This is a genomic window from Mesorhizobium erdmanii USDA 3471, from assembly GCF_000472705.1.
In the GTDB taxonomy this organism is placed as follows: Bacteria; Pseudomonadota; Alphaproteobacteria; order Rhizobiales; family Rhizobiaceae; genus Mesorhizobium; species Mesorhizobium erdmanii.
In genome coordinates this window covers 118,960-140,318 of record NZ_AXAE01000023.1, presented here as the reverse complement: position 1 = coordinate 140,318, position 21,359 = coordinate 118,960, and the positions used below count along the sequence as shown (strand labels likewise).

General features: G+C 62.7%; 18 protein-coding genes. 3 read left to right on the top strand and 15 right to left on the bottom strand.

The annotated features are described in order from the left end of the window. Positions 1 to 191: 191 nt before the first annotated feature. Both A3AU_RS0119810 and A3AU_RS0119805 read right to left on the bottom strand, forming a co-directional pair. The gene (locus tag A3AU_RS0119810) at positions 192 to 2,018 is read right to left on the bottom strand and encodes an MORN repeat-containing protein (RefSeq protein WP_027054416.1); all 1,827 of its coding nucleotides are present in this window, start codon (positions 2,016 to 2,018) and stop codon (positions 192 to 194) included. Positions 2,019 to 2,188: 170 nt separating this feature from the next. After that, complete coding sequence (locus A3AU_RS0119805) at positions 2,189 to 3,277, bottom strand: trypsin-like serine peptidase (RefSeq protein ID WP_027054415.1); 1,089 nt, start codon at positions 3,275 to 3,277, stop codon at positions 2,189 to 2,191. Between the two features lie 399 nt (positions 3,278 to 3,676). On the opposite strand from A3AU_RS0119805, the gene A3AU_RS0119800 reads away from it, so the two are divergent. Further along, a complete protein-coding gene (locus tag A3AU_RS0119800) occupies positions 3,677 to 4,774 on the top strand; it encodes a S1 family serine peptidase (RefSeq protein WP_027054414.1) in 1,098 nt (365 codons plus the stop codon). Positions 4,775 to 4,860: 86 nt separating this feature from the next. On the opposite strand, the gene mgrA is transcribed toward A3AU_RS0119800, so the two are convergent. The 7 genes from mgrA to A3AU_RS0119765 all read right to left on the bottom strand — a co-directional run bounded on the left by mgrA (position 4,861) and on the right by A3AU_RS0119765 (position 12,239). Further along, positions 4,861 to 5,907: an L-glyceraldehyde 3-phosphate reductase gene (gene mgrA / locus A3AU_RS0119795; protein ID WP_027054413.1), complete on the bottom strand. Its 1,047-nt coding sequence runs from the start codon at positions 5,905 to 5,907 to the stop codon at positions 4,861 to 4,863. Between the two features lie 129 nt (positions 5,908 to 6,036). Next, positions 6,037 to 7,179: a Gfo/Idh/MocA family protein gene (locus A3AU_RS0119790; RefSeq protein WP_027054412.1), complete on the bottom strand. Its 1,143-nt coding sequence runs from the start codon at positions 7,177 to 7,179 to the stop codon at positions 6,037 to 6,039. A gap of 11 nt (positions 7,180 to 7,190) precedes the next feature. Beyond that, on the bottom strand, positions 7,191 to 7,937 hold the full coding sequence (locus A3AU_RS0119785; protein WP_027054411.1) for a sugar phosphate isomerase/epimerase family protein: 747 nt from the start codon (positions 7,935 to 7,937) through the stop codon (positions 7,191 to 7,193). A 53-nt stretch (positions 7,938 to 7,990) separates the two neighbouring features. Then, a complete protein-coding gene (locus A3AU_RS0119780; RefSeq protein WP_027054410.1) occupies positions 7,991 to 9,094 on the bottom strand; it encodes an ABC transporter ATP-binding protein in 1,104 nt (367 codons plus the stop codon). Positions 9,095 to 9,096: 2 nt separating this feature from the next. After that, positions 9,097 to 10,032, bottom strand: coding sequence for a carbohydrate ABC transporter permease (locus tag A3AU_RS0119775; RefSeq protein WP_027054409.1), 936 nt, complete (start codon positions 10,030 to 10,032; stop codon positions 9,097 to 9,099). After that, positions 10,025 to 10,918: a carbohydrate ABC transporter permease gene (locus tag A3AU_RS0119770; protein WP_027054408.1), complete on the bottom strand. Its 894-nt coding sequence runs from the start codon at positions 10,916 to 10,918 to the stop codon at positions 10,025 to 10,027. The genes A3AU_RS0119775 and A3AU_RS0119770 overlap by 8 nt, the downstream gene beginning before the upstream one ends. 82 nt (positions 10,919 to 11,000) lie before the next feature. After that, a complete protein-coding gene (locus A3AU_RS0119765) occupies positions 11,001 to 12,239 on the bottom strand; it encodes an ABC transporter substrate-binding protein (protein WP_027054407.1) in 1,239 nt (412 codons plus the stop codon). A gap of 393 nt (positions 12,240 to 12,632) precedes the next feature. Here A3AU_RS0119765 and A3AU_RS0119760 point away from each other — a divergent pair, with 393 nt between their 5' ends. Further along, a complete protein-coding gene (locus A3AU_RS0119760) occupies positions 12,633 to 13,685 on the top strand; it encodes a LacI family transcriptional regulator (protein WP_027054406.1) in 1,053 nt (350 codons plus the stop codon). Here the strand turns inward: A3AU_RS0119760 and gndA are convergent. The 6 genes from gndA to A3AU_RS0119730 form a co-directional block, all read right to left on the bottom strand. Next, positions 13,682 to 15,109 (bottom strand): NADP-dependent phosphogluconate dehydrogenase, encoded by a 1,428-nt coding sequence (gene gndA, locus A3AU_RS0119755; protein ID WP_027054405.1) that lies wholly within the window; start codon positions 15,107 to 15,109, stop codon positions 13,682 to 13,684. The two genes, A3AU_RS0119760 and gndA, sit on opposite strands and share 4 nt — an antisense overlap. Before the next feature lie 113 nt (positions 15,110 to 15,222). Continuing rightward, positions 15,223 to 16,857, bottom strand: a complete 1,635-nt coding sequence (locus A3AU_RS0119750; RefSeq protein WP_081709598.1) for a copper resistance CopC/CopD family protein — start codon at positions 16,855 to 16,857, stop codon at positions 15,223 to 15,225. A gap of 55 nt (positions 16,858 to 16,912) precedes the next feature. Further along, positions 16,913 to 17,431, bottom strand: coding sequence for a YcnI family copper-binding membrane protein (locus tag A3AU_RS0119745; RefSeq protein ID WP_027054403.1), 519 nt, complete (start codon positions 17,429 to 17,431; stop codon positions 16,913 to 16,915). Positions 17,432 to 17,470: 39 nt separating this feature from the next. After that, positions 17,471 to 18,019, bottom strand: coding sequence for a copper chaperone PCu(A)C (locus tag A3AU_RS0119740; protein WP_027054402.1), 549 nt, complete (start codon positions 18,017 to 18,019; stop codon positions 17,471 to 17,473). 97 nt (positions 18,020 to 18,116) lie between these two features. Further along, complete coding sequence (locus A3AU_RS0119735) at positions 18,117 to 18,473, bottom strand: DUF2946 family protein (protein WP_027054401.1); 357 nt, start codon at positions 18,471 to 18,473, stop codon at positions 18,117 to 18,119. Between the two features lie 213 nt (positions 18,474 to 18,686). Further along, positions 18,687 to 19,589, bottom strand: a complete 903-nt coding sequence (locus A3AU_RS0119730) for a GntR family transcriptional regulator (protein WP_027054400.1) — start codon at positions 19,587 to 19,589, stop codon at positions 18,687 to 18,689. A 252-nt stretch (positions 19,590 to 19,841) separates the two neighbouring features. Here A3AU_RS0119730 and A3AU_RS0119725 point away from each other — a divergent pair, with 252 nt between their 5' ends. After that, complete coding sequence (locus A3AU_RS0119725) at positions 19,842 to 21,347, top strand: UxaA family hydrolase (protein WP_027054399.1); 1,506 nt, start codon at positions 19,842 to 19,844, stop codon at positions 21,345 to 21,347. Positions 21,348 to 21,359 lie beyond the last annotated feature (12 nt).

The following is a 21,359-nucleotide window of genomic DNA, read 5'->3' as shown; positions in this document are numbered from 1 at the left end:
ATTCAGGTCAGGCCGAGTGGAGAATTGGCGGTTCTTGAGAACCGGAGCGGAGCGTACTGAAGTACGCGAGCACCGGCCTACGCCGGCCGTAGCCTCAATTAGACGCCGCGCCATTCAAAAGTGCTTCGGCCGGCGAAGGCCGGAAGCGCAGAGAACTGTCATTCGCAGGCCGGCCTAACTAACGACACACCCTAACCGCAGCCGACCATGTCGCGCGGCAGATAGCAGGCCGCCGGCTCGGTTTTGGTCTCGAACAGCGACCGCTTCGGCTTGAAATAGAAGAAGGTCACCGGCTTACTCTCGCGCACGCTGCCATCGGCAAAATGCGCCGCGATGTTGAACCTGTGGATCGACGACATCGCCGACCACATCTTCAGCCGCGCCGTATAGGCGCTGACGTTCTTGTTGCCGCGCACCGGCATGGCGATCGCGTAGTCGTGCTTGCCGATCGGGAATTCGATGTTCTGGTAGCGCATCGCTTCCGGGCTGCCGCCACCGCCATCGCCACATTCGGCCATCGATTCCGGGGTCTCGAAAACCGCCATGGTCACAGAGGTGCGGAACGGCTCGCTCTGTTGGTAGACGTGACCTTCGTCATCCGTCCAGGAATAATCGAACTTGCCGATGGCATTCAGCGTCATCGCTTGTTGCATGTTGCCCAGATAGTCGGCGACCTCGCCGAACTTGATCTTATTGGTCAGCTGGCTGCGGCAGACATTGAGACTGTCGACCGAAGGACAGGGAAAACGTCCCGTCTCCAGGCTGGCCGTGTCGACGCCGGCCTCGTCGAGCACGCTCTTGATCGACACGTCGGCACCTTCGCCGAAACCGCCGATGTCCTTGGTGAACATCCGGCTAGGCTGGCCGGTGGGGTTGCCATCCTCGTCCACCGTTGTGAACTGGATCGACATCTTCATGTCCTTGGCATCGCCCCAGCCATTGTTGATAATCGAGAAATCCGGCCGGAAGCCGACGCAGCCGAAATGCTCCGATATCGACAGCATCGGCTTGCGGTAGGCCTCGCTCGACGCGACCTTCATTTCCAGTTTGTCGAGCTTGACTTTTGATTGGTCTGTCGTCTTGAGGTCGACCTCGGCGAAGGCCGGCGCGTCGTCCCAGTCCTTGCTGCCAAAGACATTGTTGGTCGTGATCTGCCCGGTGCCGTTCCAGCTATTATTGTCCTCATCCGCCTGCGGATAGATGGCAATGTCCTCGTCGCGCACCAAATGCTGGTATTGCATGTCGGACTGCTGGGTCATGCGCTGGTCGACCACGACGCCGATCTCCACCTTGTCGGCATCGCCGCCGCCGGCCTGCGCCTTGAGCAGGCCACCGACCCTGGCGTCGGCCAGAACGTCCGGGCGCAAGCCGCCGATCTCCTTGCCCATCACCCATTGCGATGCGTAGACCGTACCGCCGGCGAGCCGCGTGGTGCCCTTGCCGTTCTTCTGCCCGCCGGTGAATGAGCCGGCAAAGATCTCGCCCGTCTTCGACAGCAGCCGGCCCTCGCCGTTCGGAACGCCGGCGACGAACTGGCCTTCATAGCGGTTGCCGTCGGCATCGACATGGATGCCCTTTCCATCGAGTTCACCTGCCAGCCAATGCCCGTCGAAAACCTCGCCGGAGCGCAATTCGAGCCGGCCTTGCCCATCGGGGCGGCCGTTCCTGACATCGCCAAAATAACTGGAGTAGACGGTCTTCGGGTCATAGCTCGCCGAGCCGCGAACCCGCCACACCAGCCTGCCCTTGCCGTTGATGGTACCGTCCTTGGCGATCGTCTTGTCGGGCGACTGGCCCGCCGCCGGCTCCCAGACGAAATCGAGGTTCTTCTCCGGATGGAAGTCCCAGACGCGGACCGCCCTGCGCAGCACCGAGCGTGTCTCGGCCTGGTAGAGTATCTGCACCCGTTCGGCCCAGGCGCCGCTGACTGGGGCCGGATCGGCAAAAGCCGTTGAAAGCATCAGCGTGGCCAGCATCGATGCGGCCGCGACCCCGAACACTGCCCTTGCCCGCGCCATCCCTTGAATCCCCGTGGAGGCCAACCCCTTGGCTGACCAAGCGTAAAGCAATTCCAGGAAAAGTGTGAGCGGTTTTCCCGGGACGGCGCCTAGCCACGCAGGAAGCGCCGGCATGAAAAAGGCGGCGGGATTGACCCACCGCCTCGCATTCTCTCAGATCCCAGCCTGGATTATTTGTACAGGCTGTTGATCCACTGAACGTTGGCTGCGTTCAGGCGCACGGCGGTGTTCGCCTCGGGGCTTTCCGCCACGTTGACGCCAGTGATGATGCGCTGCTTGGAGCTGTTGTCATAGGCATACACCGAGCTGCCGCTCGACCCCGGGAACGTATCGCAGTCGTACTGGAAATATTCCGGAGCGATGTTTTCGGCATGCACTTCGCAGCTTGTCTTCCACATCGTGCCCATCGGCTTGTCGCCGGGGTAGCCAACGAGGTTGGCGGTGAAGTCGCCCAGATCGTCATAGTTGGCGTAGCCCAGCCAACCGAGGTTGGTGCCGACATCCTGCTTCAACGTGACGATACCCAGGTCCCACGGGATCACCGAGCCGTAATAGCCCTGGTAGTTGTCGATGAAGCCCTGCAACACATAGGCGCTCTCATAGGTGAAGGCGCCGAACGGGGCGTCATCGGCGGTGCTGCCGTTGAGGCCTGGCACGAACAGATAGTCGGACAGCCAGTCCTTATCCTCATGGCTGTAGAGGCAGTGCGCCGCCGTGAGCACCGTGCGCGGGCCGATCAGCGTCGCCGAACAGCTGCCATAGCCGGTCTTCGACTTGGCTTCGAGATAGCCGATCGCCGAGAATGGATAGGTCTTGGTGTTCTTGACCTGCTCGCGATCGTCGGTGCCGAAAACCTGGCGGCCGGCTTCGCCCTCGCCAAGCCCGGGATCCTCGGTCTTGCGCGGGCCACCTTCAGCGCCGTTGGCCGGAGCGTTCAGTTCCTTGATGATGATCTCGCGCAGCGCTTCGCTCGGCTCGATCTTGATCATCTTGCCATCGGCGGACCGTCCGACGATGCCATAGGATTTGACAGCCGTCTTCTCGTCGGTGAGCGGCGCGGCGCGGCTGTCTTCGTCAGTAAGTTTCGGTGTCGTGATCGGTTTTGCCCGACCGGCCTTGAAGTCGCCTGAAGATACGTCCCGCATGCTTTCGCCATTACCGCCATTGGCGGAGCCGGGATCGGCGGCGAAAGCCGGAACAGCCCACATCGCAGTGGACAGCAATGCGGACGCTATAAAGGTGTTTGTCAGTTTCGTCATGGTGAGACTCTCCCAAAAGTCAGCAAGGACTGAATGAAAATACAGAAATATTGTCGGGATCGTGGTGACGGCGAAAAATGATATCTAGCCACCGGCATTCCGCCGAGCGTTGTTCTAAGCGGTCATTTTCAAGGCCCCCGCCAAAAAAATCCTGCCGTGGTATACTGCCTAAAATAATCCAAGATTGCCAATGACAAATCGCTTCCACGTAGCCCGTGGGGGGCTATAGGATTTTGTGCGGGTTTCTGCTCGCGGGCACAGTTGGCAAAAGTGGGATTCGGTTTTGTGACCGATCGCGCGCCGTTTCGATATGGCACGCGTGCGGATCGCCGAACCGGCGACGCCTCCTTGCACGATGCCCAGCGTCGATCCGCGGGAAATTGTCTGAGGAGGGTTCAGGTGCACATCACAAATCGATTCGGGTCAATCGTTGCCGCTTCGCTGCTTGGCATCGCCGCTACGGTCATTTCAATCAACACCGGCCAGGCGGATGAAAGCACCGTCAGGCCGGAAGCGGCGATCTCGCCGATGCAGCGGGTGACCGACGCCAGGGCCAAGGCCGCGGCGGAGAACCCCGACGGCGCCGACCGCGTCTACGGCGGCAACCAGGCCGAAAAAGGCGCCTATCCGTTCCAGGTTGCGCTGCTTACCACCGCCAGGCTGGACGAGAACCCGGCCTCGCAGGCCAATGCGCAATTCTGCGGCGGCAGCCTGATCGCCCCGCAATGGGTGCTGACGGCGGCGCACTGCCTCAACGACAAGGGCAAGCCGATCTCGCCAGACTCGGTCACCGTGCTGACCGGCGCCACCGACCTCAGCGAAGGCAAGCGCCACAAGGTATTGCAGGTCATCGTCAACGAGGGCTACAGCGAACAGACGCTCGACAACGATCTTGGCCTGCTCCGGCTCGCCGAGCCGGCCGACGCGCCGACCATCAAGCTCACCCATGAAGCGACCCCCGACGCCGGCAAGACCACCGTCACCGGCTGGGGCAAGATGCAGGACGGAACGTTCCCGACCACGCTGATGGTCGCCGACCTCGATCTGCAGCCGAACAGCGCCTGCAACAGCGGCATCAAGGCCATCTACGCGCATGATCTGAAGGCAGCTCTCGGCGACCTGTCCCACCGCATGCGCTATTCGGAAAAGGGCATCGATGCCGCCGCCAACGCGATCGCCGCCGACATGACCGACCCGCTGACATCAAACATGATCTGCGCCGGCACCACCAGCGGCGTGCGCGATGCCTGCAACGGCGACAGCGGCGGCCCGCTGTTCATGACCGGCGCCGGTGGCCCGGTCCAGGTCGGCGTCGTCAGCTGGGGCGAAGGCCCGGCCGACGGCAGTGCGGCCTGCGGACACAAGGACGCCTATGGCATCTACACGCGGTTGGCCAACTACAGCAGCTGGATTGAGGCGAAGATGAAGACCCCTGCTCCGGCGCCGGAAAAGCCGAAAGCGGGACTGGGCACCGCGCAAAAGCCGAAAACACCCTGAAGCGGCATTTTGGGCGCACATGAAAACGGCGGGATGTCCCGCCGTTGCTTGCCGGCTTGTCAAACGGAGTTATTCCCTTGGCAACCCTATTTCCTCGGCGGACCTTTGCGCTCGGCGGAAGCCGCCCACAGATTGATGTCGGATTCGCGCGCGTAGCTGTCGATCTCGGCGAGTTCCGCGTCACTGAAATCGAGCACCTTCAGCGCGCCGACGCAGTCCTCGACCTGCTCCGGCCGGCTGGCGCCGATCAGCGCCGACGTCACCTTGCCCTTGCGCAGTACCCAGGCCAGCGCCATCTGCGCCAGCGTCTGGCCACGCTTGCCGGCGATGGCGTTGAGCGCCTTGATGTTGGCGATGGTGCGGTCGTTGATGAAGGCGGTCTTCAGCGACTTGCCCTGCGAGGCGCGGCTGCCTTCGGGGATGCCGCCGAGATATTTGTCGGTCAGCATGCCTTGCGCCAGCGGCGAGAACACGATCGAGCCGACGCCGAGCCCTTCCAGCGTATCGAGCAGGCCGTCCTCCTCGACCCAGCGGTTCAGCATCGAATAGCTCGGCTGGTGGATGACGCACGGCGTGCCGAGCTGCCGCAATATGTCGGCGGCCTCGCGGGTGCGCTGCGAATTGTAGGACGAGATGCCGGCATAAAGCGCCTTGCCCGAACGCACCGCATGGTCGAGCGCGCCCATGGTTTCTTCCAGCGGCGTGTCGGGATCGAAGCGGTGCGAATAGAAGATGTCGACATAGTCTAGCCCCATCCGCTTCAGGCTCTGGTCGAGGCTAGCCAGCATGTATTTGCGCCCGCCCCATTCGCCATAGGGACCGGCCCACATTTCATAACCGGCCTTGGTCGAGATGATCAGTTCGTCACGATAGGCGGAGAAATCGGTGCGCAGGATTTCACCGAAGGCGGTTTCGGCCGAGCCGGGCGGCGGCCCGTAATTGTTGGCGAGATCGAAATGCGTGATGCCGAGATCGAAGGCCTTGCGGACAATCGCCTGCTTGGTCCGGTGCGGCGTGTCATTGCCGAAATTGTGCCACAGCCCGAGCGAGATCGCCGGCAGCTTGAGACCGGACCGTCCGCAACGGTTGTAGATCATCTTTTCATAGCGATTTTCGGCAGCGACATAGGGCATTGGGAAATCCTCGGATGTAAACAGACCGCACGGCTTCATCGCAAAGGCGGTGAGCCGGCCCGGCGCCCTTTTACCCTCTCCCCGGCGGTACGGGGAGAGGGGCAGGTCAAAATTATCGATAATCCTGCGCTACTTCTTTTTCGCCAGCAATTCCTTGGCGGCCTTGATGCCAAGCGCGGCCGGCCGCTCGCATGTGGTCTGCATGGCCACGAACTTGCCGGTTTCGCCGGAACGCAGGAGGCCGGTCATGACATCGACGGCATGCAGCGCCAGTTCCATCGAGCAGCGGTGCGGCCGCCCTTCGACGATCGCCAGCGCCATGTCGGCGAGGCCCGATGTACGGTAGTTGGCCATCATGCCCTGGCCGTGCATCTCATTGGGCACGCCAAGCGGATGCTTCCATTTCGGCAGCTTCTTGACCGGCTTGCCCTCTTCGGTGAAGCGCACGTCGCCACCGAAGAAGTTCGGGTCCGGCACGAAAACCGTGCCCGCCTCGCCATAGAGCTCCATCGGCGCGTGGCCGTGCGCCCATACGTCCCAGCTGGTGTTCAGCGTCACCACGGCGCCATTCTCGAACTCCAGCAGACCGTGGATGGTGGTCGGCGTGTTGACCGGGATTTTTTCACCCGCGCGCGGTTTCGATGAAATCGTCCGCTCCTTGGCCGGGGTCGTCGCAAAAGCCGCAACATGCTTCACCGGCCCGATCAGCTGGATCAGATTGGTGATGTAGTACGGACCGATATCGAGCACCGGTCCGGCGCCCGGCTGGAAGAAGAAATCCGGATTGGGGTGCCAGTGTTCCATGCCGTGACCCATGACATGGCAGGTGCCGCTGGTGATCTTGCCGAGCTTGCCCTCGTCGATCAGTTCGCGCACCAGCTGGTGCGCGCCGCCGAGGAAAGTGTCGGGTGCCGAGCCAATGCGCAACCCCTTCTTCTCCGCCCGCGCCTTGAGATCCTGGCCCTCCTTGAGCGAGAGCACGAACGGTTTTTCCGAATAGACATGCTTGCCGGCGTCGAGCACCCGCTTCGACACCTCGTAGTGCACGGCCGGTATCGTCAGGTTGACGATGATGTCGATGTCGTCGGCCTCGAGCAACTCCTCTACGGTCTCGGCGCGCAGCTTGAACTCTTTTGCTCGCGCCCTCGCCGCGTCCATGTTGATGTCGGCGCAGGCGCGCATCTCGATGCCTCGGAACAGCGGCGCCAGCGAAAAATACGCCTTCGAGATGTTGCCGCAGCCGATGACGCCAATACCCAGTTTCTTTACCATGTTGATTGTTCCTAATAAGCCTTGACGGATGCGATCGAGCGGCGGGCGAAGCGCTCGATATCGTTGGGGTTGTCCTGTTCCATGACAAAGTATTTCGCCGCGCTCTTGGCCCGCAAGACCTTGATCAGGCCAGCCCAGTCGATCGTACCGTGGCCGACATCCGACCAGCCATCCTCGTCCAGTCCTTCGCCCGGCCTGGCAATGTCCTTGACATGCACGGCGACGATGCGCTTGCCGTGCTTCTCGATCCAGGGCAGCGGATCGGCGCCACCGCGCACCACCCAGGCGAGGTCCATCTCCCAGCCGATATCGGGGGCGGCAGACAGGATGTGGTCCTGCGGCACGGAACCGTCGGCGAGTGCCTTGAACTCGAAATCATGGTTGTGCCAGGCAAACCCGTAGCCCGCCTTCGCGGCAACCTCGCCGACCTTGGCCAGGCGCTCGCCAAAGCCGCGCCAGCCGGCGGCATCGGACGGCCTGTCCTCGGCCATCAGATAGGGGCAGATCAAGAGCTTGATGCCGAGCGCGTCGGCTGTCGTGCGAACGCCGTCGAAATCCTTCTCCAGCGCATCGATCGAGAAATGCCCGGTCGGCATGGCAAGACCGTTCTTGTCGAGTTCGGCGCGGAAGGCCTTGGGATTTTCATAGACGCCGCCGAAGCCTTCGACTTGCGTGTAGCCGAGCTTGCCGAGTGTGGCGAGCACGCCCTCCCAGGGCTGGAAATTGCGGGCGCTGTAAAGTTGGAATGACCAGTTCATCGTCTCTGTCCGTTCTGCTTGGGGATAGTCTTTGGGAGGATGGTTCTCGGGGCCTACATGCGGTTGCCGGATGATGTCTCGAACAAAGAGGCGCGGGCCGGATCAAAGCCGATCCGTACTGGATCGCCAGTTCGCAGCGTCTTTTCCGCCTCGACACGGAAGGAAAAATTGCGGCCGCCGAGTTTGGTCCACACCAGCGTGTCGGAGCCCATCGGCTCGACGATTTCGACAGCGGACTCGGCCGTGAACGGCATAGCCTTGGCAGCATCTCCAAAGGCAATGTGCTCGGGCCTGATGCCGAACACGCAGGGCTTGCCCCCGCCACCGGGATCGTTGTCGAACTCGTAGCGGTCGAGCGGTATCGAAACGCCGTCGGCGGTGAAAGTCGCGGCATTGCCCGCTTCCAGCTGCCCCTCGATGAAATTCATCGCCGGCGAACCGAGAAAGCCGGCGACGAACCGGTTGACCGGACGATTGTAGATGGTCTGCGGCGCGTCTAGCTGCTGGATGACGCCGCCCTTCATAACCGCGATGCGGTCGGCGAGCGTCATCGCCTCGATCTGGTCGTGGGTGACGTAGATCATGGTGTTCTGCAATTTGCGATGCAAAAGCTTGATCTCGACGCGCAGTTCGGATCGCAGCTTGGCGTCAAGATTGGACAGCGGTTCGTCGAACAGGAAGACGTCGACATCGCGCACCAGCGCCCGCCCGATCGCCACGCGCTGCCGTTGACCGCCGGAAAGGGCGGAAGGCTTGCGCTGCAACAGCGGCTCGATCTGCAGGATCTCGGCAGCGCGCGCGATGCGTTTGGCGATCTCGTCCTTGGGCACGCCCGCGACACGCAGGCCGAAGGATAGGTTCTTCTCGACGGTCATTTGCGGATAGAGCGCATAGGACTGGAACACCATGCCGATGCCGCGATCCTTCGGCTCTTCCCAGGTGACGTTCTTGCCCTTGATGAAGATGCGGCCCTTCGAAATGTCGAGCAGCCCGGCAATGCAGTTGAGCAAGGTCGACTTGCCGCAGCCGGAGGGTCCGAGCAGGACGATGAACTCGCCCTCGGCGATGTCGAGATTGAGTGTCTGCAGAACCGACACCGCGCCATAGTTCAGCGACAGGTTCTGGATCGATACGCTGGGACTAGTGATTTCTGCCATTATCACCCTTTCACCGCGCCGGCAGCAATGCCACGCACGAAAAGCCTGCCGGAAATGAAATAGATGACGAGCGGGACCAGCCCGGTCAGGATGGTGGCCGCCATATTGACGTTGTATTCCTTCACGCCCTGCACGGAATTGACGATGTTGTTGAGCTGCACAGTCATCGGGTAGGTGTCAGGACGGGTGTAGACGACGCCGAACAGGAAGTCGTTCCAGATGCCTGTCACCTGCAGGATGACGGCAACGACGAAGATCGGCAGCGACATCGGCAGCATGATGCGCAGGTAGATGCCCCAGAAGCCGGCACCGTCGACACGCGCCGCCCGGAACAGCTCCTCCGGCATGGAGGTGAAATAGTTGCGGAACAAAAGGGTCAGGATGGGCATGCCGAAAATGGAATGGACGATGACCAGGCCACTGAGGCTGCCGTAGAGCCCGATCTCGCGCAGGATGATGACGATCGGATAGATCATCACCTGATAGGGGATGAAGGCACCGACGATCAGGATGATGAAGAACGTGTCGGCACCCTTGAAGCGCCAGTTGGCCAGCGCATAGCCGTTTACCGATGCTATCGCGATCGACAGGATCACCGAGGGCACGGTGATGCGAACGGAGTTCCAGAAGCCGCGCGATAGTCCGTCGCAATTCAGCCCGGTGCAAGCCGTCGACCACGCCTTGACCCAGGGCTCGAAAGTGATCTCGAGCGGTGGCGAGAAGATGTTGCCGAGGCGAATTTCCGGCATGCCTTTGAGCGAGGTGACGACCATCACGTAGAGCGGCAAGAGATAGTAGAGCGCCACCAGGATGAGCGTGCCATAGAGGAAGATGTTGCGGCGCGAGAACACGTGACGCGGCTTCGGTCCACTTGGGCCCCAGGCATCGGCATTGATGGAGGGGGACGGTGCGGAAAGGGAAACGGCATGGTCAGACACGCTTCCTGCCTCCGAATTCGAGATAGGCCCACGGCACGATGACGATCATCACCGAGAGCAGCATCATGGTGGAGGCGGCAAAACCCTGGCCGAGATTCTGGGCGAAGAACATGTAGTCATAGACATACTTCGCCGGCACTTCGGAGGCGATGCCGGGGCCTCCGCTGGTCTGGGCGACGACCAGGTCGTAGACCTTGACGATGCCCGATGCGATGATGACGAGAGTGGTGATGAAGACCGGCCGCATCATCGGGATGATGATGAACAGATAGGTCTTCCACATCGGAATCCCGTCCACCCGGGCCGCCTTCCAGATGTCCTCGTCGATGCCGCGCAGGCCGGCCAGCATCAGGCACATGATCAGCCCGGTGCCTTGCCACAGCGCAGCGATCGATATGCCGTAGATGACGATGCTGGAATTGTAGAGCGGATCGAAGTTGAAGCTTGTCCAGCCAAGGCTTCGAATCACACCCTGAATGCCGAAGTCCGGATTGAGCAGCCATTGCCAGACGAGGCCGGTGACGATGAAGGAGAGCGCGAAGGGATAGAGGAAGATCGTGCGGAACGTGTCTTCGAAGCGGATCTTCTGGTCGAGCAGCGCCGCCAGGACGAAACCGATCACCAGCGAGAACACTAGCGAGATCACGCCGTAGATGAGGAGGTTCTCGATCGAGACCAGCCAGCGCGGCGTCGCCCACAACCGGTAGTATTGGTCGAGGCCGACGAAATTCAGCCGCGGCAACAGCTTCGAATTGGTGAAGGAATAGAGCACCGTCCACGCCGTGCCGCCGACGAACACCACCAGAGCGGTGAGGATCATCGGGATCGAGGCGACCTTCGCATTGAGGTTGCGAAACAGTCGGCTGGGGCGTTCGCTCTTGCTCATCGGTACAGCCACGCTGGATCGGGTAAGGGCGGCGCGTTCCCGGCCTGGCGCACCAGGCCGGGAACGAAGGAGGCCTGCGATATCAATCCGCGGTCGCAATGATCGCGGCGAAGCGCTTCTGCGCCTCTTCCACGGTCATCTCGGGCTTGGCAAAGAACTCGGAGAACAGGTCCTCCTTCTGCTTCTGGCTGTCCTGCGAAAGCAACTGGTCCGTCCATGGAATGACGGCGCCTTTGGCCAGGATGGCGAGACCCTTCTTCATGCAGTCGTTCGCCGCGTTGAGGTCGACGTCGCCACGCACGGGCAGTGAGCCCTTCTTGAGATTGAAGGCAACCTGTGTCTTGGGATCGAGCAAGGTCTCGGCCAGCACTTCCTGCGCCTTGGCCTTGTCTGCATCCTTGAGCAGCGGGAAGTAGAAGGCATCGCCGCCGGTGGCGATGACCTCGTTCAGGCCAAGGCCAGGAAGACAGGTATAGTCCTTGCCGGCGGTCTTGCCGGCCACCTGGAATTCACCTTGCGCCCAGTCGCCCATGATCTGACCGCCGGCTTTGCCGGTGATGACCATGTTGGTGGCTTGGTTCCAGTCCTGCACATTGGTGTTCTTGGCCATCTTGCGGGCATCGTCGGCCGCCTTGAACACCTTGGCGACTTCGGGACCGGCTGCGAACTTGGCGTCCTTGTCCTTGTAGACCTTGAGGAAGGTGTCGGTGCCGCCGACCGCGGCAAGCAGCACGTCGAAAGCGCCGGATGACTGCCAGGCCTGCCCGCCGACCGCGAGCGGCACGATGCCTGCCTTTTCCAGCGCCGGGGCGGCCGCAACGAGTTCATTCCAGTTCTTCGGCAGCGGCACGCCGGCCTTCTGGAAGGCTTCGTTCGAGAGCCACAGCCACTGCCAGGAATGGATGTTGACCGGCACGCAGTAGATCTTGCCGCCGATGGTGCAGCTGTCGAGCAGGCTCTTCGGCCGCACGACCTCTGTCCATTTGCCCTTGGTGGCGACATCGGTGAGGTCGCGCATCAGGCCGGCCTGCACCAGCTCTTCCGCTTGCCGGCCATGATTGAACTGAGTGGCGCCCATCGGATCGCCGCCCGTGATGCGGCTGATCATGATCGGCCGTGCCGTACCGCCGGACCCGGCAATGGCGCCGTCGACCCAATGATTGCCGGTGGCGTCGAAAGCCTTGGCGAGTTCCGCGACCGCCGCCGCCTCACCGCCGGAGGTCCACCAGTGAGTGACTTCCAGGTCCGTGGCAGTGGCCGGACCGGCGAACTGCAGCGCGGCCGTTGTCGCCAGCGCGGCGGTCAAAAGTTTGTATCGCATTTCGGTTCCTCCCAGAATCTGAAACGTTACAGATTTTCGATACGGCAATTGCGCGGATGGTGCAACCCCAGGAGTGAAGGATGTCCGATATTTTTCGAACCGCGAACAAAATCCATTGGCCGGAGAGTCCATTGTGCGTCGCAATATGAGCTACTGCAGTGCAAAATAAGCAAAAGCCGGCAAAATGGCAGGAACGATGACGGTTCGCCTTGGATTCTCTGGAGAATTCACGATCACGTGTCTGCTTTCGCATTCGCCAGTCAGGCCATGAGATTGGCAATCTGTAACGTTTCAGTATATTGACACCCCGACGGGTTAAAATCATGCCACGCCGCCAATCGCGGCGATTGCCGACCAGGCTTGCGGCTGCTATGCGCCTGACGGGCGGGACGAATGGACAGACGGCGGACGGAAAAGAACGACGAGACGTCGGCGCAAGGGCGACCGACGCTGAAGACGCTTGCCTTCATGACCGGGCTCGGCGTCACCACCGTATCGCGCGCCCTGAAGGATGCCCCCGAGATCGGCGCCGAAACCAGGCGCCGCGTCCAGCTCGTCGCCAAGCAGATCGGCTACCGGCCGAACCGGGCCGGCGTGCGCCTCAGAACCGGCAAGACCAATGTCATCAGCCTCGTGCTCAACACCGAGCAGGAGATCATGAGTTTTGTCTCCGACATCATTTACGGCGTCTCGGAGGTCATTGCCGACACGCCCTACCATTTGATCGTCACGCCTTATTCGCGCTCGCAGGATCCGCTTGACCCAATCCGCTATCTGGTCGAGACCGGCTCCGCCGATGGTGTCATCATCTCGCGCACGCAGCCGAATGATGCCAGGGCCCGCTATATGCTGGAGCACGGCATTCCCTTTGCCACGCATGGCCGCACCGATATGGGGCTGGTCCATCCCTATCATGATTTCGACAATCACGCCTTCGCGGTCGAAGCGGTGCGGCGCCTTGCGAGCATGGGACGCCGCAAGCTCGCTCTGCTGGCGCCACCCGTCGGACTGACCTATCACGGCCATACGGTCAACGGTTTTGCCGACGCCCTGAGCGAGGTCGGCGCCAGCGAGGTCCCGTTCAGCACCGTCTCGATCGACCATTCGATCGAGCAAATCAGGACGAGGACGGCGCAGCTGATGCGCCGCGACATCAGGCCGGACGGTTTCGTCAGCAGCGCCGCGGCGGCGACACTGGCACTGGTCGCCGGCATCGAGGATGCCGGCCTCAAGCTTGGCCGCGATGTCGACATCGTTTCCAAGCAATCATCGGATCTTTTGCACCTGTTCCGGCCCGAACTGCTGATCGTCAACGAGAACTTCCGGCTGGCAGGCTCGGAGCTTGCCCGCTCGGTGCTCGGCTGGATCGGCGGCGCGGCACCCGGCTCGCTGCAAAGCCTCAGCGTGCCAGGCGAGGTTCTTGCCTACCGGCGCTCCACCGACTAGCCGGCAGCCCCGCTCCCCCACGGGCCGTGGAACGCGCCCTGCTCGCCGATGCGTTCGAAGCCATGCGCGCCGAAGAAGTCTCGCTGCGCCTGGATCAGGTTCGAGGTGCCACGGCCCTGGCGGTAGCTGTCGAAATAGGCAAGAGCCGAAGACAGCGCCGGCACCGGTGAGCCGGCCTCGGAAGCCCTTGCCACGATGCGCCGCAGCGACGGATGCGCCTCCTGCATCAAGGCGATGAAAGCCGGCGCCATCAACAGATTGGTCGCCGCGCCGCCGCTGCTGAAAGCCTCGGCCATCGTATCCAGCATCTGCGAGCGGATGATGCAGCCGGCGCGCCAGATCCTGGCGATTGTCGGCATCGGAAGGTTCCAGTTGAATTCCTTCGAGGCCCCGCTCATCACAGCGAAACCTTGCGCGTAGGCGGCGATCTTGCCGGCGAACAGCGCCAGTTCGAGGTCTTTCAGCAGTGCGTCCTTGTCGCCGGAAATCTTCGTAACGCCGATCGTGCCATAGGCTTTTTCCGCCGCCAGCCGCTCGTCCTTGATCGACGACAGCACGCGTGCCGCCACCGCCGCCTCGATCGCGGTCGCTGGAATGCCGAGCTGCTGCGCCTCGATGACAGACCATTTGCCGGTGCCCTTCTGGCCCGCACGGTCGAGGATGATGTCGACCACCGGCTTGCCGGTCTTGGGATCGTCGGCGGCCAGCACCTTGGCGGTGATCTCGATCAGGTAGGAATTGAGCCGGCCCTTGTTCCAGTTGGAAAACACCGTGCCGATGTCCTTCGGCCCCATGCCCAGGCCATCACGCAGAATGCCGTAGATTTCGGCGATCATCTGCATGTCGGCATATTCGATGCCGTTGTGGATGGTCTTGACGAAATGCCCGGCACCATCGGTGCCGAGCCAGGCGGCACAGGGTTCGTCCTTGAATTTTGCCGAGATGGCGGTGAGCACGTTTTCGACACGCTTCCACGACTCTTCGGTACCACCGACCATGATCGACGGCCCGTGCCGCGCGCCCTCCTCGCCGCCGGAGACGCCCATGCCGATGAAGGTGAGGCCCGAGCCGGACAGCTCGGAGAAGCGCCGCATCGTGTCGCGGAAATTGGCGTTGCCGGCATCGATGACGATGTCGTTGTTGGACAGCACGCCGCGCAAGGCTTCGATCTGTTCGTCGACCGGCTTGCCGGCCAGAACCATGATGATGATCGGGCGCGGCGGCCGGATCGCCGCGGCAAGCTCCTCCAGGCTGTAGCAGGGGACAACCATGTTCCTGAGCGCGCCGGCATTCTCGACAAAGGCGTCGGTGCGGGCGCGGGTGCGGTTGAAGACGGCGATGCGGTGCCCGTGTTCGGCGATGTTGAGCGCCAGGTTGGAGCCCATCGTGCCAAGGCCGATCAGGCCGATTTCGGCTTTTTCCATCGTTTCTTCCCTGCTTTCGGATCTTGTTGGTTGGAGCCCGCGATTTGGCGGATGATTGACGAGCGTTCAGTGCCGCGTCAACCGCCTGGCTTCGCAAGCGGCCATATAGACCATCACGGCCTGATGTCCACCGGCGCTTCGATCTTCACGATCTGGAAGTCCGAAACCAGGATGTCGATGCGCACCGTCCAGCGGCCGGGAACCGGAATGACGAGGTTGTCGACACGCCAGCTGCCATCGCCGGGCTTGGTCGCCGCGCGCTTCAGCGGTTCGATGCCGGAATCGGGTTTCGACAGCACCAGCGTCACTTCCTTGGCGTCGAGCGGGCCGAAATCACCGGTCATGATGATCATCGAAGCCCCGACCTGGCCGGCATGGCCTGGTGTGATGGTGAGATCGGCCATCGCCTGTAGCGTATGGATATGGACCGAAACCGGCTGCGCCGCCGCGATCGCCAGCGCCCGCGGCGGCGGCGTGAAGCGCCAGCCGGCGGCCACGCCGAAGATCGCCAGCACGAGCAGCATCTCGACCGAAATCGAGCGGGTAAGCCTGCGTTGCACCTCCGTTGCCCCCGCCTCGGCCGAGGCGGTGAGTTTCCAGCGGTTGACGGCGGCCAGCGTGAACAGGAAGACCAGAAGCGCGAGCTTGACCAGAAGCAGCCGGCCATAGGCGGTACCGACCAACGCCGAGGGCGTCTGCACCTGGATGACGGCGAGCACGATGCCGGCCGTTGCAAGCACGGCCACGACAGGCAGGATCGCCAAGGAGAAGCGGCGCAGGAAAACGACGGCATCGGCCGTTTGACGCCTCAGCGCGAGGCCGAGCGGCACCAGCGCGCCAGCCCAGAAGCCAATGCCGGCGCCATGCACGAACACCAACGGCCGCGTCAGCCATTGCGGTTCGGCCGCGCCGGCGTGGCCGCTGGCAGCAAGTGCCGCGCCCACGCCGGCCAGCCCGGCCAGCGCAAAGGGCTTGGCGGCCCGGTGCGGGCCGGCCAGCGACAAGAGACCGAGCCCCAGCGAAATCAAGGCCACCAGAACCGTCCAGCCGAAGCTGGTGCCGAGCCCGGTCCGCCAGATTACCGGCTGCGCCAGATGGGAAAGCGGCGCACCGAGCGCATCGAGCCCTTGAAAGCCGAGCGACAAGGGTGCCGCCACCAGCCCGCAAAGCACCGCCGCCGAGACAAAACGCTGACCGGGTCGTCCCTCGCCACTCAGCCAGGCCAGCGCGAAGGCGCCGCCGACGCCCATGAAAAGACCGATGTAGAGCAAAACCTTGCCGATCCAGATCGCCTCGCGCAGCGGCCAGTCGACCGCTTCGGGTACGGCGGGCGGCTCGCTTGGCGCACCGATGGAAAACAACAGCGAGCCGCCGACCGGATGGCCGTCGGCGGAAATGACACGCCAGCTCAGCACATGGGTGCCGGACTTGAGCGCTTGCGGATTGTCGATCTCGATCGTCTGGTCGGTGAGGCGGAAGGACGTCAGTGGAAGCGGCGTGCCGTCGGGCTTCACCAGGGTGAGCACGAGCGGCGAAACCGGTTCGCTGAAAGTCAGTGACAACCGTGTCGGAGCCTGTGCGAGCACGGCACCGTCGGCCGGATCGGTCTTGATCAGCGCGGCATGGGCAAAGGCCTGATCTGTCGATGCCATGACGGTAAAAGCCATGAGCAGGGCCAGTAGCCCACCGGCAAGCCAGCCGGACAGCTTGCTGGTGGTATCGACCATCGGAGACGATATTGCGGTCATGCCATGCCACGGTGACGCGGCGCGCTCCGGCAATCGGAGCGCGCCAAGGAGAAAACTATTTCTTCGGCGTGAGCTTGATGCCGGGCGCCGGGTTCTCCAGCGCGTCTTCATCCTGCCCTGCCGCCGGTATCTCGATCCAGCGGTCGGTGGCATCGCCGCATTCCTGCACCACCGGGAAGTAGAGCTTCTGGCCGGCCGGCAGATCCGCGGTCAGCGTGGCGCGGAAGACGAACTCGTCATAGAATTCATCCGGCAAATTGCCGCCGCTCCAGTCGACTTCCTTGACGCCGTCGCTCACCGCCTGGCCATAGAGGTGGTAGGATTCTTCATATTTGCCCTTCTTGGTCTGTAGGGTCCAGCCCGGCTTCGGCATCGGCTTCACCGCGATCGCCCCTTCCGGGATCTGCACGCGCACGGCGGTCGTTGCCTTGCCGTCGCAACCATGCGGCACGCGCAGCACCGCCTTGTAGGTCGATCCGACAGCCGCTTCCTGCGTTTCGAGCGTGATGTGCGCAAAGGCGACGTTCGTCCCCAGCACCAGAAGCGCTGCGGCCGCCAAAAGATACTTGTTCATGATGGTCCCTCTAGAATCCTGATCGGTACGACGGCCGGTTTAGTCGTTGTCTTCTTGGGGTGCCGCGCTGCCAAGGGCTTGCACGGCGAATTTGATCGTCACCGTCCCGGCCTTTTCGAAGGTCAGCGTGGCGGCAAACATCTCGCCTTGCTTGGGTGCCTGTTTCAAATCCATGAACATCACATGATAGCTGCCGGGACCCAGAACGACCTTGCCGCCGGCCGGAATTTCGAGACCGCCGGTAACCGGCCGCATGGTCATGACGCCGTCCTTGACGCCCATTTCGTGCAGCTCGGCCTTTCCGGAGATATCGGAGCTAATCGACACCAGCCGGTCCGGCGTGCTGCCATTGTTGGTGATGGTGAGATAGCCGCCGGCCACCTTGGCGCCGGCCGGCGTGGCACGCGACCAGGGATGCCCGATCTCGAGATCGCCGACTTTGAATTCATGCGCGGAGACCGTCTGGGCGCCTAAAAACAACACGACAAAGGCCAACACGGCAATGCCGAGACGCTGCTCTAGGGTGCGCCGGACGGATCTGTTGCGGCCGAGCATGGGACGCGGGGCGATTGGGAAGGAATAGGACATGGTTGCTCCATGAAGTGATGATCGCGCCGTCGCCGGTCGCGAGCCGTTTGATCTTTGGATAGGTGGGCCGGCGAAAGGTTTCACCGGACAATTTGGCTCAGGCCGCCAGCGGCGGCGCGCGCGGGTTCGACGGCGAGCGTTCGCGCGCGAAGTCGAGATGAATGCTCGCCGGGAAGACGAAGGCGACCGCTTCAAAGGACAGGCTGGCCAAGGCTAGCCCGGCATCGGATGGCGGGGCGAAGGCCGATGAAAACATGCTGCAGCCAAGCGTGCAGCAAGCCGGCAGGTGCGACGGGTGCTGGTCGCTGCCAGGAAGCTGGGTGGCGCCATCGTGGCTACAGATGACATTGCCGAAAGCGTCGAGCTGCGCGGCATTCGGCCCCGTGCCGAAGGCAAACGCGCCGAGCGTCGACTGGAGCAGCAGCAGGTAGGCCGCGACAAGCGCGACCGGCATGCTCCAGCGTGTCCCCCGGCTGTTCAAACGATTTGCCTCTTCGGCGACCTGGAAACATACCTATCATGGTAGCGTCAGGCCGAAAATCGGCAATTCGATGCTGCGGCAACGCGGCGCGACTGGTGGATGTCGCCGAAAAGTGCGCAGCGGTTTTGGGACGACGACAGGCATAAAACAGAAAGTTGAGCTGCGTCTTGGCCTTGCCGATGCGGCTCAGGGTTTTTGCGAGGGTCGGTTTTCCGGGATCGACGTCAGCAATGTCTGGCGCGCCGACTTCAGGTGTTTGCGGCAGGCGGCGTCGACCTTGCCGAGATCGCGCGATTTGAGCGCCTCGATATAGGCAAGATGCTCGCCGACCGCGACTTCATTGCGCTCGCGTTCCTGCGCCTTGTTCCACTGGTAGTGGTAATGGAAGATCATGGCGATGACATCGTAGAAATCGACGATGAAGCGGTTGCGCGAAGCGCGATGGATGAGCCGGTGAAAGCGCTCGTCCAACTCCGAGAACTCATTGAAGCGGGTGGCGATCTCGCTGGCCAACAGACGGTGTTCGGCCTCCAGGCGGTCGAGATCGGCCCAGACCGCGCTATCCTGCGGCAGCGCGGCGAAGGCGGCCGCCGAACGCAGTTCGAACATCTCGCGGATTTCGGTCAGTTCGAGCGCGAAAGCCCGCGTAAAGCCCTTGAGCACCCAGTGGCTGTTACGGCGTTTCTCGATCAGGCCGAAGCGCGAGAAGCGGATCAGGAACTCGCGCACGCTGGTGGTGCCGACGCCGATCTCGCGCGCCAGTTCGAGCTCGTTGATTTGCATGCCGGCTTCGGCGCCGCCAGCGAGCAGCCGCCGCATGAACGAGCGCTCGATGATCTCGGCCAGCGTGTCGGTCTCCTCCTCGGGGAAGAAATCATCGGGATGCGGGTCTCGCAGCACCGTCTTGGCGCGCTTGTTCCAGGCGATCAGCCCGGTTTCCTCCATGCGCGTCAGGATGCTGCGCACGGTGGTGCGGCTGACGCCGAGCAGCGCGCCCAGTTCCGGTTCCGACGGCAGGCTGCGCGTTTCGTCGAGCAGCCTGAGGCACCTGTTGTAGGCGTCCTTGTAGACGTTGTTGCTCTTCGACATTCCCTGCCCCACTCGTGCCGGCGCTTGCGGTGGCCGGCTTGAAGCGCAATATGACGTTCCCATGACCCTGAAAAGCAGGAAACGCTTTCGCTGGGGTCCCGTCCGTTGTTTGCCGCGCCGCCACTGCCAGAGGCACGCGCAGCGCCTGCGAAAAAACAATTGACGCAAAACTGTTTTTTCACGATAAAAGACATTAACTCTTAACAGGCGCGTGTCAATCCGCGCATCCCAGGATCACCCAGGAAACCGCCCGTGAACGTCTCCAACACCATTCTTCTGTCCCCCGCCGACAATGTCGCCGTTGCCAATGGCCGCATCGAGATCGGCACCGTTCTGCCGGGCGGTGCGTCTGCCACCGCCGTCATCGAGCCCGGCCACAAGGTGGCGATCAAGCCGATTGCCGCCGGCGAAGCCGTGGTCAAATATGCCCAGGCAATCGGCCGCGCCACGCAGGACATCGCGCCGGGCGAGCACGTCCATTCGCACAATCTGGTTTTCGAGGCCGGCCGCCTGCCGGTGGTACCGCCAAGCGAGGCCGAGCATGCGACCGAAGCCGACCGCGCCCGCACCTTCATGGGTTATCGACGTGCCGACGGCCGGGCCGGCACACGCAACTTCATCGGCATCGTCGCCAGCGTCAATTGCTCGGCCACGGTCTGCCATTCCATCGCCGACACCGCCAACCGGACCTTGCTGCCGAAATATCCCGGCATCGACGGCTTCGTGCCCATCGTCCACGGCCAGGGCTGCGGCATGAGCGGCACCGGCGACGGCATGATGGTGCTGCACCGCACGCTGGCCGGCTATGCCCGCCACCCGAATTTCGGCGGCGTGCTGATGGTCGGCCTCGGCTGCGAGGTGAACCAGCTCACCCTCTACGGCCAGAAGGGCGTCGCCGCCGGCAAACGCCATTTCAACATCCAGGACGCCGGCGGGTCGCGCAAATCGGTGGAAAAGGCGATGGGGGTGCTGGCTGAGATCGCCGAGGAAGTCGGCCAGCTGAAGCGCGAGCCGATCCCGGTCTCGGAGATCGTCGTCGGCCTGCAGTGCGGCGGCTCCGACGGCATGTCGGGCATCACGGCCAATCCGGCGCTGGGCGCGGCCGTCGACATTCTGGCCGGCGTCGGCGGCATCGGCATCCTCTCCGAGACCACGGAAATCTATGGCGCCGAGCATCTGCTCGCCTACCGCGCGGCGACGCCCGAGATCGCCCAAAAGCTCGATGGCTATGTGAAGTGGTGGGAAGACCACGTCGCCAAGCATGGCGCCTCGATCGACAACAACCCCTCGCCCGGCAACAAGCGCGGCGGCCTCACCACCATCCTGGAGAAGTCGCTGGGCGCGGTTGCCAAGGGCGGCCAGACGCCGCTCAACGGCGTCTTCGGCTATGCTGAAAAGGTCACCGGCAACGGGCTGGTGTTCATGGATACGCCCGGCTACGACCCGGTCTCGGCCACCGGCCAGGTCGCCGGCGGCGCCAATGTGATCGTCTTCACCACCGGCCGCGGGTCCTGCTTCGGTTGCCGGCCGACACCGTCGATCAAGGTCGCCACCAACTCGACCATGTATCATCAGATGGAAGAGGACATGGACGTCAATTGCGGCGTCATCGCCTCGGGCGAAAAGACCATCGCCGGCATGGGCCGCGAGATCTTCGAACTGATTGTCGAGACGGCTTCTGGCCGCAAGACCAAAAGCGAGGATTTCGGCTATGGCGACAACGAGTTTGTGCCCTGGCATCTCGGCGCGACGCTCTAATTCTCTGAGCAA

Excerpts from the sequence above, each read along its gene's own strand:
- A3AU_RS0119790 (WP_027054412.1), bottom strand. The coding sequence starts at position 7,179 with ATGGTAAAGAAACTGGGTATTGGCGTCATCGGCTGCGGCAACATCTCG.
- A3AU_RS0119785 (WP_027054411.1), bottom strand. The coding sequence starts at position 7,937 with ATGAACTGGTCATTCCAACTTTACAGCGCCCGCAATTTCCAGCCCTGG.
- A3AU_RS0119810 (WP_027054416.1), bottom strand. The coding sequence starts at position 2,018 with ATGGCGCGGGCAAGGGCAGTGTTCGGGGTCGCGGCCGCATCGATGCTG.
- A3AU_RS0119735 (WP_027054401.1), bottom strand. The coding sequence starts at position 18,473 with ATGCCGGTCGCGCTTGTCGCGGCCTACCTGCTGCTGCTCCAGTCGACG.
- A3AU_RS0119740 (WP_027054402.1), bottom strand. The coding sequence starts at position 18,019 with ATGTCCTATTCCTTCCCAATCGCCCCGCGTCCCATGCTCGGCCGCAAC.
- A3AU_RS0119765 (WP_027054407.1), bottom strand. The coding sequence starts at position 12,239 with ATGCGATACAAACTTTTGACCGCCGCGCTGGCGACAACGGCCGCGCTG.
- A3AU_RS0119750 (WP_081709598.1), bottom strand. The coding sequence starts at position 16,857 with ATGACCGCAATATCGTCTCCGATGGTCGATACCACCAGCAAGCTGTCC.
- mgrA (WP_027054413.1), bottom strand. The coding sequence starts at position 5,907 with ATGCCCTATGTCGCTGCCGAAAATCGCTATGAAAAGATGATCTACAAC.
- A3AU_RS0119730 (WP_027054400.1), bottom strand. The coding sequence starts at position 19,589 with ATGTCGAAGAGCAACAACGTCTACAAGGACGCCTACAACAGGTGCCTC.
- A3AU_RS0119780 (WP_027054410.1), bottom strand. The coding sequence starts at position 9,094 with ATGGCAGAAATCACTAGTCCCAGCGTATCGATCCAGAACCTGTCGCTG.
- A3AU_RS0119805 (WP_027054415.1), bottom strand. The coding sequence starts at position 3,277 with ATGACGAAACTGACAAACACCTTTATAGCGTCCGCATTGCTGTCCACT.
- A3AU_RS0119760 (WP_027054406.1), top strand. The coding sequence starts at position 12,633 with ATGGACAGACGGCGGACGGAAAAGAACGACGAGACGTCGGCGCAAGGG.
- gndA (WP_027054405.1), bottom strand. The coding sequence starts at position 15,109 with ATGGAAAAAGCCGAAATCGGCCTGATCGGCCTTGGCACGATGGGCTCC.
- A3AU_RS0119745 (WP_027054403.1), bottom strand. The coding sequence starts at position 17,431 with ATGAACAAGTATCTTTTGGCGGCCGCAGCGCTTCTGGTGCTGGGGACG.
- A3AU_RS0119770 (WP_027054408.1), bottom strand. The coding sequence starts at position 10,918 with ATGAGCAAGAGCGAACGCCCCAGCCGACTGTTTCGCAACCTCAATGCG.